Origin of the sequence: Blastomonas ursincola, from assembly GCF_013607875.1 — a bacterium.
GTDB lineage: Bacteria > Pseudomonadota > Alphaproteobacteria > Sphingomonadales > Sphingomonadaceae > Blastomonas > Blastomonas ursincola.
Map to the genome: position 1 here is coordinate 500,580 of NZ_VDES01000003.1, position 11,715 is coordinate 512,294.

Genomic DNA, 11,715 nt, shown 5'->3' on the forward strand with positions numbered 1-11,715 from the left:
CTGTTTCTGCCTGACGGTATAATCGGCGCCTCTCCCGATTCCTAGGACGGTTGTGGAGGCCCTCATGCTTACTGACACTGCGATTAAGGCGCTGAGATCACAGAAGAAATTGTACAAGGTGAGCGATCGTGACGGCATGTATGTCGTGGTGCAACCGTCGGGGGCGATCGTGTTCCGGTACGACTACCGCCTCAACGGACGTCGCGAGACGATAACGCTCGGCCGATACGGCCCAGATGGCCTCTCGCTTGCCAGGGCTCGCGAGAAGCTGATCGATGCGAAGCGGGCCATTTCAGAGGGCCGGTCGCCTGCTCAGGAGAAGCAGCACGACAAGCGGCGACTGAAGGAGGCGAAGCGGTTCGGCGAGTTCGGCGAAAAGTGGTTCCAAGAGTCGCGCATGGCCGACAGCACGCGCGCCATGCGGCGCTCCATCTACGAGCGAGACATCTTGCCGACGTTCCGAAACAGGCTTCTGCCGGAAATCACGCCTGACGATCTCCGCATGATGTGCGGGAAAGTGAAGGAGCGCGGGGCTCCAGCCACGGCCGTGCATGTGCGGGATATCGTCAAACTGATCTTTGCGTTCGCTATCTTGCATGGCGAGAAGGTCGCCAACCCAGCGGATGAAGTTGGGCCCGCGTCAATCGCGACCTTCGTACCGAAGGATCGTTCGCTATCTCCTGCGGAGATCCGCGTCATGCTCGGTCAGCTCGAGCATGTACCGACCCTGCCGACTATACGGTTGGGAATGAAGCTCTTCCTTCTGACGATGGTCAGGAAAAGCGAGCTGCAGGACGCGACATGGGATGAAGTCGATTTCGAGAACGCCGTCTGGTCGATCCCGAAAGAGCGAATGAAGCGGTCGAAGGCACACAACGTCTACCTCTCGGAGCAGGCGGTGGACATCTTCATCGCGCTGAAAACTTGCGCGGGTAATTCGCGCTATGTCCTTCCTTCCCGATACGACGCTGACGCACCGATGTCGCGGGCGACATTTAATCGGATAACGACGGCAGTCGTGGTCAGAGCGAAAAAAGAGGGGCTGCCGCTCGAACCGTTCACTGTCCATGACCTACGACGCACAGGTTCTACCCTGTTGAATGAGCTAGGCTTCAATAGCGACTGGATCGAGAAGTGCTTGGCGCATGAAGACGGAAGATCCTCGCGTGGCGTCTACAACAAGGCGGAGTACGAGCATCAACGACGCCATATGATGCAGGAGTGGTCCAATATGTTGGACGCCTGGGTTTTGGGTCAGAAGTACCGTCCGACGCTGCTCCCGGCCACGATGGAGTTGCTTGAGTTAGAGCCTAGTGTTTGACGGGCCGAGAACGGCGCAGCCTCACGTCAGGGCTTGGAGCACGTTTGATTGCATTTGCGCGAGAGGCATGACGCCGAGCATCGAGCCAGGCTTCTACCTCTGCCAAGTCCCAGACGACGCAGCGCGAGGTGAGATAGAAGCGCTGCGGGAATTCTCCCCGCTGCTCCATGTCGTAGATTGTGCTGTCGGCAAGCGGTACGATCTCCCGTAACTGCTGCCGGCGAATTGTTCTTCGGGCGACATGTGGGGCAGCGCTCATACCGTATCTCCGCTTCTTTGCTCTTGTGGAGATAGAAGGCGATAGATCTTCCGCTTTGAAGCCCACGCGTGAACGTGTGCGGTAATATCAGGCTATAGCGTGTAAATCGGACGGGTGGTCTCAACGCGCAAGTGTCGTCTGGGAGCGTCAGCCGACCCTTCGGCTCTTGTTCGGACCGGCGCCAACCGAGGAATTTCAATCCGGTGGAACCGGCGGTTCACTTCAAAATCCAATTCCGAGAAGAGTGCCGGTTTGACCCGGCCACCCGCACCATCATTCAATTCGCCCTCCGAAGGTGGGGGCCACACGTTCGAATCGTGTCGGGTGCGCCACTATGTCGTGTCAGGTATAGGCTAGGTGCGCTCCAGGTGCCGAGCGCCGCTCAAAGCGCAAGACGGTTCCGCCTTTCAAGGGGCTGTAGCTGGCGCATAGGTTCCCGTGTCATTGAGAGGGACGCGAGATAATCCTGCTGCAGACGTCCTTTCGGCTACTGCAGCATAGTCGCGTGTGGTTAAAAATCCCATTCCGCAAGGATTGGCGGCTCGGTCCGACAGCCCGAACCAAAGCACTGGTGCCCTAGCCTAGCTTAGCCGCAAGCCGTAGACGCTACGTGGGCGCGCTCGCGTCGGCGGTGTCATCTGACCGTCTTCGACTGCAGCTATGCTGCGAGTCTCGGGAGAACGGCTATGATCACCACCAGCCTACGGGTGAACGAACTCGGCGTGTCCGCGACCGAGTGGTACATTGGCGAGTACCTGGCTGCCATGGATGCGCTTGATGTAGGGCGCTATTCAAACTTCCTCGCCGACGGAGTGAGTGTGCAGTTCAACAACGCGCCCGCAGTTGAGGGAAAGGCGGCGGTCACCGCCATGCTCGCGGAGTATTGGCAAAGCTTCGCCGCGATTGAGCATGAGCCGCTCAACATATACGGGTCGGACGATCACTTCATGCTGGAAGCACTAAACCACTATGTGCGCCACGACGGACGCAAAGTGACGACGCGTGCGGTGGCGCTCACCGACCGTGATGCGCAGGGCAAGGTTACTTCGGTGCGCATATACGCCGATGCGTCTCCTGTGTTCGAGAGCTGAGCGCAGCACGCAACTCGCAGGCTGGTAGACGCGCTCGCTTCAAAATCCAATTCCGATAGGAGTGCCGGTTCGACCCCGGCCACCCGCACCATCTTCGGGAAGGCTCGGCTGTCCGGTTGCTTCACGCTGATCACGAACTCAGGCGCTACGGCTCGGTTGGCAAATTACCCTGGTTCTCATCATTTTCACCCAGGGCAACCGCGAGTTTGTTAAGGGCTGTTGCGACTTCGTCGAACTGGGCGTCGGGGTGGATGGGGCAAAGCCGGAAGACCGTTTCGCCACGCACTTCGGTTGTGGTGATCAACGCATATCCTTCGTCAAGCCCAGCTTGAACAGCTCGCTTGATCACTTGCGGGCGCCGTCGCGAGGCGATCGTGGATCGGAAAGTAAGGATGCCGATCTGCGCCGGAGTAACGATCTGCCATTCGGATGACGCAGAAATGTGAGCCTCCGCGGCTTCGGCGAGCTTGATGCCGCGATCTATCGCCTGCTCAACGTGATCGAGGCCGAAAGTTTTGAGGAACATCCACAGCGTCAGGGCGCGGAATGACCGGGTGAGTTGGGGGCCATAGTCGTAGAAGTTGATTGCGCCTGCCAATCCGTCGGCAGCGCTTGAAGCAGACGCTGCCGCCTCGCGCAGATACTCTGCCTCCACGGCAAACGCCGCCTTCAAACTACGCGCATCGCGTACCAACAGGCAGCCAATCTCGTAGGGCTGGAAGAGCCATTTGTGGGGGTCGAGCACGAGTGAGTCTGCCATACCCAAACCGTCGAGAAGCGTTTTCGCACACGTGCCAATCCGCGCGGCACCGCCATAGGCACCGTCAACGTGCATCCAGAGATTTTCGTCATCGCAGAGGCGACGGATATCTAGGAGCGGGTCCACCGTGCCGGTACTCGTCGTTCCGGCGGTTGCGATAACGGCGAGCGGACGCAGCCCGTTTATCCGGTCAGATCGAACCATCTCAGCAAGCGCCTGAACGTTCATTCGCAAGCTGTCGTCGATAGGCACCAGGCGTAGCTGATCGTTACCAAAACCTAGGGTGCGCAGCGCTTTAGCAAGTGAGGAGTGCGCTTCAGTCGTACCGTAGACGGCAAGCGTAGGGTCGTGCGTAACGCCCGCACCGAGCGCGCGCGTCCTCGCGACGTGTAGTGCCGACAGGCCGGCCATTGACCCGCCTGAAAGGAAGATGCCGCCGGCCGTCGAAGGCATACCCATGAGGTCGCGGAGCCATCCAAGCGTGATCGACTCGATCGCCGCAGCCGAAGAGCCGACAAGGCTGTGACCAGCGAATACATTGAACCCGGCGGCGAGCGCGTCGCCGAGAACGCTCACATAGTTACCCGGGCCGGGTACGTAGCCGTAGAAGCGCGGATGGTCGGTGTGCGCGATGCCAGTCAGGACGTGCTCCGCGACCTCAGAGAGAACAGCCTGCGGGTCTGTCGCCGTACGCGGCGGCGGGGCAGCGAAACGGCGGTCGTAGACCGCCCGCTCGCGCCGGCGCGCAACTGGCTTGCTTCGCATGCCGGTCTGGTGATCGACAATAAGGTCGACGACGCGGTAGCCAAGCTGGCGCATCGCCTGCTGGTCAAAATTGAAACTGCCAGCTTTGTCCGTCATCAATCATCCCCGCTCAAGCTTGGCTACGACCTAGCCCGTTGATTCTAATCTGCCCGACGTAAGCCTCCTTGCGAACCTCCGTTTTCTCAGACTGCTTCTAGGAGGTCGGAAGGAGTTCACTGCGTTAAAGGTATGCGGCCAGTAGGCATCAAACGCTTCGGGACATGCCCGCTGCAAAATCCAGTTCCAAAAGGAGTGCCGGTTCGACCGCGCGGCCCCCCGCACCATCTCTTGAGCAGCCTGACCGCAGCGCTCGGAACGCAGATACTCGCACTCGAGTTCGGCGGCGATGTCCTCGCCTTAATTCGTGCCGCTCCCTAGCAGGACTGGTCGGTGATCTAGGTAGAGGATGACGACTCACCCGCTGCCCACCAGGTCGAAGCAACGCGGTGCAGTCGAACTGCTGGCTACATTTCGTCATCGAAGAAGCCGACGATCTGCGCAAGTTTGGCGTCGGCGGAGACAGTGACGAAATCGACGCCCGCTGCGCCGGCTATCGGCGCGATCGACCCCGCCCGGTCGAGGAAGGCCCATGCAAACGTCACGAAACGGCCGTGGAAGCGCGGGCGATCGATCAGGGTTAGCGTGTAGGCCCCGAGCAACGGGAGTATGGTCTCTTCGATATGGGTCACGAGGGCGGCGGGCGAGAGGCTGTCGGTCATCGAATCGCGATAGTCGCCGTTGACCTCCCAGTTTTCTGCCGAGATGCGTCGCCGCTCGGCCGACGACGTGGTTACATCCCAGAGGCTGCGGTAGCGAGGCAGCAAAGTGGTCAGAGCGGGTCCGATGGCGAGGCGTGCCGCGGCGTCCTGTTCGGCGATCATCGCCGAAACGCGCTCCGCCGCAGCGGCGTCGATCGGCGCGCCAATCATGAACCGGCTCGGTGCAGAGCGAGAATCGCCTCTGCCAGAGCCCGAGGCTGGTCCTCCTGACAGAAATGGCCGGTCTGTTGCAGGATCTCGTGCGGTTGGCTGTGCGCACCTGGCACGCGTTGAATGAAGATTTGCTCGCCTCCTTTGGTTACGGGATCGCTGTCGCCGAATAGCGTGAGGAAGGGGCGGTCAAACTGTTTCAGCCCCTTCCAGGCTTCGCGGTTATCGTCCGCAGCTTGGTCTTCCGGATCGATCGGGACTAGGAGCGGAAAGGCGCGCGCGGCGGCCTTGTGGCGTTCGTCGGGAAACGGCGCGTCATAGGCAGCGACTTCGTCGTCCGACAACTGGCGCACGCTTGCCTGCTGAAGGATAGCGCCGATTGGAAACTCGGCGGTCGCCTGCGCAAAAGTGCGCCATGCAAGAAAAGCAGGCGACGGTGTTGTGCCAATTGGCAAGCCGGTGTTGCTGGCGACGACGAAACGGAAGCGGTGCGGCTGCTGGCCAACCAGACGCAGTCCGAGCAACCCGCCCCAGTCCTGGCAGAACAGGCCAATGTCCTTAAGATCGAGCGCGTCGAGGAAGCGCATGAGCCATGCTGCGTGACCGGCATAGCTGAACACAGCGCGATCGACAGGCTTGTCCGATTTGCCGAACCCGATCAGGTCGGGCGCGATCACCCGCGCACCTGCGGCAGCAAGTACCGGGATCATGTGTCGATAGAGATAGGACCAGCTTGGTTCGCCATGAAGCAGCAGGATGACGTGGCCGCCCGGCGGTCCCTCGTCGACATAATGCTGCCGTACCGTGCCGATGTCGGCGAACTCATGCTCGATATAGCACGGTGCGAACGTATAATCGGGCAGATTGCTAAATCGCTCGTCGGGGGTTCGCAGTACGGTCATACGGGGTGCCTTTGACCGGTGTCGACAGTGCGATCCGGGTGCAGCGAGATGCCGGAAGCATCCCGGATCGTCTCGCTGGTGGCGTGGCGCCCATCGTGCGACCAACCCGGCGGCTTCCATAGATAGCGTAGCCGATCGCGCCAGTTCGGCGCGTTGCGCATGCGTCCGATCAACCACGCCACGCCGCTCGTCTGGATAGCCCAGATGTGATAGCTGCGCAGTGGCTCGACCAAGCCGTAGTGCGGCTCCTCCTCCTCGCGCTGATAGGTGCCGAACATGCGATCCCACAGGATCAGCACCTGGCCATAATTGCGATCGAGATATTTCGCGTCGCTGCCGTGATGGACCCGGTGGTTCGAAGGCGTGGCAAGGACATGCTCGAGCGGCCCCATGCGATCGACGAGCCGGGTATGATTGAAGATGCCCCAGAGATTGCCGAAGAACTTGGCGGTCACGAGCATCGCCAGCGGCAGGCCGAGCAGTGCGAGCACGAGATAGGCCGGTTGCATCAGCCCGCCGAGCGCGAACACGTTGCCGCGCTGCGCCACTAACAAGTTCATCTCGTTGCTCGAATGATGCGTGTGATGGACAGCCCAGAACAGACCGGTGCGATGCGCGATGCGGTGATCGAAGTAGTAGGCGAGGTCGTTGAGCACAAAGGCCAGCACCCAGCCCCACCAGACCAGCGGGATGGTGAACAGCCGCAGGTTCTCGAACAGCAGCAGGTAGACGGTTACGAAAAGCACCGCGCCGATCAACGCATCAAAACCCGCCGATACGACGCCATTCAGGATGTTAGCGCGGGCATCGGCTTCGTTCCACTTATGGCGGTCCTGGAACAGATAGAGCGCGCGTTCGATCAGCATCGCGCTTACGTAGAAAGCCAACATGTAAGTGAAGCCCTGACCGGACATCTGCGCCTCGACCAAGGTCGTCATCGTCTGTGCAATCCGCTCGATCATGCAACTCTCCGACCGGACGGGAAAGCCGCCCGGCGTTGCGCAATCTGCTGTTCACTGACAGACTTGTCAATCAATCTATCTTGCCTTTGCTCGCTCGGCGCACGATGAATTAGCAATGCAAAGCGCTGTTCCCAACAAGCCAGTCGGCACCGTCCGCGAGACCCAGCGGCTCGCGACGAAATCGACGATTCTCGATGTCGCGATCGAGCATTTCGCGGCGCGCGGTTTCGAGGGTTCCAGCCTTCCCGACATTGCGAAGGACTGCGGTTCGCGTGTTTCGCTGATCCTCTACCACTTCGGCTCGAAGCTCGGTTTGTGGGAAGCCTGTATAGCCAGCGTGTACGACGCAGTCGAAAGGAAGATCGACGCCGCCGCTCCGCAGATTGCAGCGGCCAGCGGCATTGAACGTCTGCAAATTGCGATTGCAACTTACATCCGCGCCACCGCCGCCTATCCAGCCTTTCACCGTTTGCTGTTTCAAGAAGCGATGCAGGACTCCGACCGGCTGTCTTGGCTCGTGGAGCATCACCAACGCGCGATTAGTGACCGGATGGTCGCGCTGATCGAGGAGGCGAAGATGGCAAAGTTGTTGCCCGCCGATGCATCGTCGATGCACTTGAAATTCGTGCTCAGCGGCATGTTCGCGCTGCCGATCGCGTTTGCACCAGAGTATCGCCTGCTCGCCCGTGAGGAACCGATCGATGACACCTTCATCGACCGGCACATCGCCCTATGCCTGCGTCTGATCGTGGGCTGAGCGTAGCCGCGCGTCACCGCACGCAGGTGATGTAACGGAACGTGGTCGCCCAAGGATGGGTGACGAGCGCGCCGGTCAACTGGATAGTTGTTCCCTGGCCGCCTTCGTGGGGTGCGTCGGTGGCTTCGGCAAACCCTCGAGCGCGGCAGTAATCGTTCGCCACCGTCATGCCGCATCGGCCCCGGACAAGACCGTCGACGCCGACGTCGCTGGGACAGATGTCGAGCGGGTACCCGTCGAGTTCGGGGGCGTCGAACGTGCGGACCGAACCCCGTCTGCGGCCAAACTCGCGGTGATTCTGGCGCTCGTAACGTTGGACAGGCGTATACGCGATCAGGGGGCCCGGCGAAAGCGAAAGTCCAGCAATTGCGGCAAGCAGAACAGACATCGACTGGTACTCCGTTAACTACTTGTGCTCACCCTTGCAGATCTTGGCTGAACATCGGCCGGCCTGAATATTCACGTGGCGTTGGTCAGAGCTCTCGGGCGTCCTGGCCGGGCGACCGGACAGCGCGCTTCCGGCGGGTTCAGCAGCGTTCATTTCCGGAACGGCTTGAACTTAAGGTCGACCCATGATCGCAGAGCCCATTCGTCGGGCCCGTACCGGAACCACTTCCGCCACAGAATGAAGAACCCGACTAGCGCCGCATAGGTCACCGCACCGATGCCGAGGCATTCGAGCGGTGAAACTTGACCGTAGAGCGCCAAGCCCCATCCGCCGAACACGAAGCTGAGCAAGACCGAGTGAAACAGGTAGCCGGTGAGCGTCATTTGGCCCGCGGTTGCGAGGAGTGTGTTGATAGGATGGTTGGGTGCCTTATCAGCCGCCCGCATGATCAGCAGGCCATAGCCCGCCGCTAGGACAGGGGCACCCAGCGATCGGACCATCGCCGCCAGAAACACACCAACCGGAGCGCCGTCCGCGGGCGGTTGATAGGTAACAGGAAACCAAACGAAGCTCGCAATGCTCGCGAAGAGCCCGGAGGCAAGTAGCGACCATCCGAGGATAGGGCTGGCGCGATGAAGCGGTCGCCCCGGAAAGCGACCGGACTTTGCGAGGCCGAGGCCCGCGAGGAACATGGACAAGGCGGCGGGCCCGTTGAACACGAGAATGAAGGGCTGTCCGATCCAGATATCTTCGTTCAGTCGGAATCTCACGGCGTCCCAGAACCCACCGAGGTAGGCGGCGTTCGCCCGAGACAGCGTATCCCCTTGATCGATCGTCACGGCCGTGAGAGCGGCCGCCTGTGCGAAGGCGGCCAGGGCATAGGCAGCAAGGCTGAGGGCAATCAGCGTGCGCGGGCCAAGATCGCGCGCAAACCACAGCAGAATGCCGAGCGCGGCGTAGAGCATCAGAATGTCGCCGATGAAAAAGAAGACGGCGTGGAGCATCCCAAAGGCCAACAAGCCCAAGAGGCGTCTCGCGAATCTTGGTCCGCTTGCGCGGCCGGCTTTCGAATCGGCCCCGATCGAGGTGGCGAAACCGAAGCCGAACAGGAAAGAGAAGATCAGGAAGAATTTGCCGATGGCGAGCGCCGACAGTGCGGAGAACGCGATCTGATCGGCGAGGCTTGTGATCGCCGGCCCCTCGTAGATTGGGTAGGCGAAGAACGGCACGTTGACGAGGATGATACCGAACAGGGCGAAGCCGCGAAGCGCATCGACGGCGCGATCCCGTTGGGGCGGCGCAGCTGTCGGCGAACTCTGCCGCGTCACCTCCTCGGCGGGGCCAGGTGCCGGATACCCGGACACGATCATGCCAGCCCACCAGAAAGGCTCGCTGCGATCAGGTGCGTCAGCGCATGTGAGAGCATCGCTGCTTCCAAACCGTAACGGGCGAACAGCCAACCGAAACCGAAACCGATGATCGCGTTCAGAGCGAGGACCGTTGCGATCAGCGTCATCGGCGGCGCGTCGAACAGGCTGAACAAGAGCGGCAGGTGGCCGAGCGCAAACAGGAATGCGGCCAGCGCTGCGCCTGACCAGTAAACCCACGTCGCCGGGGCGCCTCTGCGCCGGGCGATACGGGCGATCAGCCAGACGAACAGGGTCATAAGGCCCCAGCGGCTGATGATCTCTTCGACAAGGCCCCCGTACAGGACGCGCGTGACCAATGGCGGCTGAAACGCTTCGAGCGTCGCTCGGCCTTCGCCGCTCAGCCCGGCCGTGAACGTGGCCAAGTTTTGCTCATAGCCGTAGAGCAGTCCGGCGGCGACGATGGCGACGATTAGTGATGCCGTTCCAAGAGCGCGCAGTTGCGGTGCCGATCGTGCCTCCAACCTCAGTCGCCCGGCTAGGATCGGTGCGTCCAGCCCCACCTTGGGGCCGAGCAGCAGGCCGACCAGCAAGGCGCCCGCGGTCAAGATTGCGGGTTGAACTATGGCGAGCACCCGAACCGTCATGGTGGGCAGAGGCAGCGGCATGATGCGCTCGACGGGGGCCGCCAGCAGCGAGGCCAGCCCTATCACCGCCAAGGCACCGAGGCCCAGAAGACGACGGCGCGGACTAGCAGGCGCGCCCGGAGCGGATGAGACTGTGGTCAAAAGGCCTCTCCTTTGCGAGCCTTGATTTGGGGAATGGTGCGGGCGACCGGCGTCATCGGTCGACGCCCTCAAGACGGAAGCGGCAGGCGCCGTCTTCACGCCAGGTCGATCTTGAGCTTCCGGCCAGACGACCCGACGCTGCCAACGCTTCGCGGTAGGTGTCCAAGGCGTCGTCGAGAGAGCGGTCCCAGCCATGAGCTCGGCTCGCCGCCTGCGCCGCGCTTGCCATGTTCTGTCGTCGCGCACGGCTTTCGATCAGCTCGTGGACCGCCGCAACATAGGCGGCCACACGCGTCGGCGGGCAGAGAAGGCCCGTCTCGCCGTCTCGGACCAAATGCCGGGCGCTCGGGGTGTCTGCGCTGACGATGGCGACACCGGCCGCCATCGCCTCGAGCACGACGTTGCCGAACGCCTCGGTCCTGCTCGGCATAATCATGATGTCGGCCGAGGCCACCGCCCGACCAAGCGCCAAACCGGTCAGGTGCCCAGTGAATACCGCGTCTGGGAGCTCGTCTTCCAAGCGCGCGCGCGCCGGTCCCTCGCCGACGATCAACGGTCTGATCGGTCGGCCGCTTGCAACAAGCGCCCGGACTGTCTCGATAAAGATGTCGATGCCCTTTTCGAGCACCAGGCGGCTGAAGAACATGACGACAGGGTCGTCGTGATCGTACCCTTGTTCTCTTCTCCAGACTGGATCGCGCTGGTTTGGATTGAAGACCGTGTGGTCGACCCCGCGGCTCCACAGCCGCACCCGGCCGTCGGATCGGCCGACCGTCATCTCGTCGAGCAAGTGCCGGGTCGGCACGAGAAGATAGTCGCTGAGCGCATAGAAGCGCGCCAGATGCCTGGCTGCGAGCGGCCGCGCCCAGCGCAGTCCGTAGTATTCGAGATAAGTCTCGAACCGCGTGTGAAGGCTGGTGATCAGCGGGACCGAGCGCGATCTGGCCCAGCGGCCAGCGGCGCTCCCGAGCAGATCCGGAGCGGAAAGATGGACGATATCGGGCGCGAACGCCGCGAGGTCTGCTCGAACGTGCTTCGGCAGGCCGAGCGCGAGCCGGTATTCGCTGCGGCCTGGGATCGGGATCGAAGGCACCGAGACGAGCTGCCCCTCCGGTTCGAACGCTGCCGTCGGCCCGGTCGGCGAATACACGCGCACCTGCGCACCGAGCCGTTGCCGCAGATGACGAACCAGACGGTTCAAGGCCTGGTTCGCGCCGTCACGCAGGTAATTGTAGTTGCCGGAGAACAGCGCCACACGGGGTGGGCGCTCCAAGGCTGGTTTCCCGGCAGTGAAATCGCAGTCGCGGAAACCCCACTCCGTCCTGAGACGCAGACTCTCGCTGTCATACCCCTGAGCCAATGACATTGGACACGGCCTGGCGACGGA

General features: G+C 61.8%; 12 protein-coding genes. 3 read left to right on the top strand and 9 right to left on the bottom strand.

Going from position 1 to position 11,715, the window contains the following annotated elements; translation table 11 throughout:
* Window positions 1-64 precede the first annotated feature (64 nt).
* On the top strand, window positions 65-1,321 hold the full coding sequence (locus FG486_RS16250) for a tyrosine-type recombinase/integrase (RefSeq protein WP_181268292.1): 1,257 nt from the start codon (window positions 65-67) through the stop codon (window positions 1,319-1,321).
* Here FG486_RS16250 and FG486_RS16255 read toward each other — a convergent pair.
* Window positions 1,311-1,580, bottom strand: coding sequence for a helix-turn-helix transcriptional regulator (locus FG486_RS16255; RefSeq protein WP_181268293.1), 270 nt, complete (start codon window positions 1,578-1,580; stop codon window positions 1,311-1,313). The two genes, FG486_RS16250 and FG486_RS16255, sit on opposite strands and share 11 nt — an antisense overlap.
* 686 nt (window positions 1,581-2,266) lie before the next feature.
* On the opposite strand from FG486_RS16255, the gene FG486_RS16260 reads away from it, so the two are divergent.
* The gene (locus FG486_RS16260; RefSeq protein ID WP_181268294.1) at window positions 2,267-2,671 is read left to right on the top strand and encodes a nuclear transport factor 2 family protein; all 405 of its coding nucleotides are present in this window, start codon (window positions 2,267-2,269) and stop codon (window positions 2,669-2,671) included.
* Window positions 2,672-2,816: 145 nt separating this feature from the next.
* Here FG486_RS16260 and FG486_RS16265 read toward each other — a convergent pair whose 3' ends face one another.
* From FG486_RS16265 to FG486_RS16280, 4 genes are all read right to left on the bottom strand, one after another.
* Window positions 2,817-4,292 (bottom strand): pyridoxal phosphate-dependent decarboxylase family protein, encoded by a 1,476-nt coding sequence (locus tag FG486_RS16265; protein ID WP_181268295.1) that lies wholly within the window; start codon window positions 4,290-4,292, stop codon window positions 2,817-2,819.
* Between the two features lie 407 nt (window positions 4,293-4,699).
* On the bottom strand, window positions 4,700-5,164 hold the full coding sequence (locus tag FG486_RS16270; RefSeq protein WP_181268296.1) for a hypothetical protein: 465 nt from the start codon (window positions 5,162-5,164) through the stop codon (window positions 4,700-4,702).
* The gene (locus FG486_RS16275) at window positions 5,161-6,066 is read right to left on the bottom strand and encodes a haloalkane dehalogenase (RefSeq protein WP_181268297.1); all 906 of its coding nucleotides are present in this window, start codon (window positions 6,064-6,066) and stop codon (window positions 5,161-5,163) included. Before FG486_RS16275 ends, FG486_RS16270 begins: the two co-directional genes overlap by 4 nt.
* Entirely contained in the window at window positions 6,063-7,028 is a 966-nt protein-coding gene (locus FG486_RS16280) for a sterol desaturase family protein (protein WP_181268298.1), read from the bottom strand. Before FG486_RS16280 ends, FG486_RS16275 begins: the two co-directional genes overlap by 4 nt.
* Window positions 7,029-7,143: 115 nt before the next feature.
* On the opposite strand from FG486_RS16280, the gene FG486_RS16285 reads away from it, so the two are divergent.
* Window positions 7,144-7,785, top strand: a complete 642-nt coding sequence (locus FG486_RS16285; protein WP_181268299.1) for a TetR/AcrR family transcriptional regulator — start codon at window positions 7,144-7,146, stop codon at window positions 7,783-7,785.
* Window positions 7,786-7,798: 13 nt separating this feature from the next.
* Here FG486_RS16285 and FG486_RS16290 read toward each other — a convergent pair whose 3' ends face one another.
* From FG486_RS16290 to FG486_RS16305, 4 genes are all read right to left on the bottom strand, one after another.
* Window positions 7,799-8,173, bottom strand: a complete 375-nt coding sequence (locus FG486_RS16290; RefSeq protein WP_181268300.1) for a hypothetical protein — start codon at window positions 8,171-8,173, stop codon at window positions 7,799-7,801.
* A 149-nt stretch (window positions 8,174-8,322) separates the two neighbouring features.
* Window positions 8,323-9,543: a DUF418 domain-containing protein gene (locus FG486_RS16295; RefSeq protein WP_181268301.1), complete on the bottom strand. Its 1,221-nt coding sequence runs from the start codon at window positions 9,541-9,543 to the stop codon at window positions 8,323-8,325.
* Window positions 9,540-10,328 carry a CPBP family glutamic-type intramembrane protease gene (locus FG486_RS16300; protein WP_181268302.1) on the bottom strand — a complete coding sequence of 263 codons (789 nt, stop codon included), beginning with the start codon at window positions 10,326-10,328 and terminating at the stop codon, window positions 9,540-9,542. Before FG486_RS16300 ends, FG486_RS16295 begins: the two co-directional genes overlap by 4 nt.
* Window positions 10,329-10,380: 52 nt before the next feature.
* Window positions 10,381-11,583 (bottom strand): glycosyltransferase, encoded by a 1,203-nt coding sequence (locus tag FG486_RS16305; protein ID WP_206678407.1) that lies wholly within the window; start codon window positions 11,581-11,583, stop codon window positions 10,381-10,383.
* Between the last annotated feature and the right edge of the window lie 132 nt (window positions 11,584-11,715).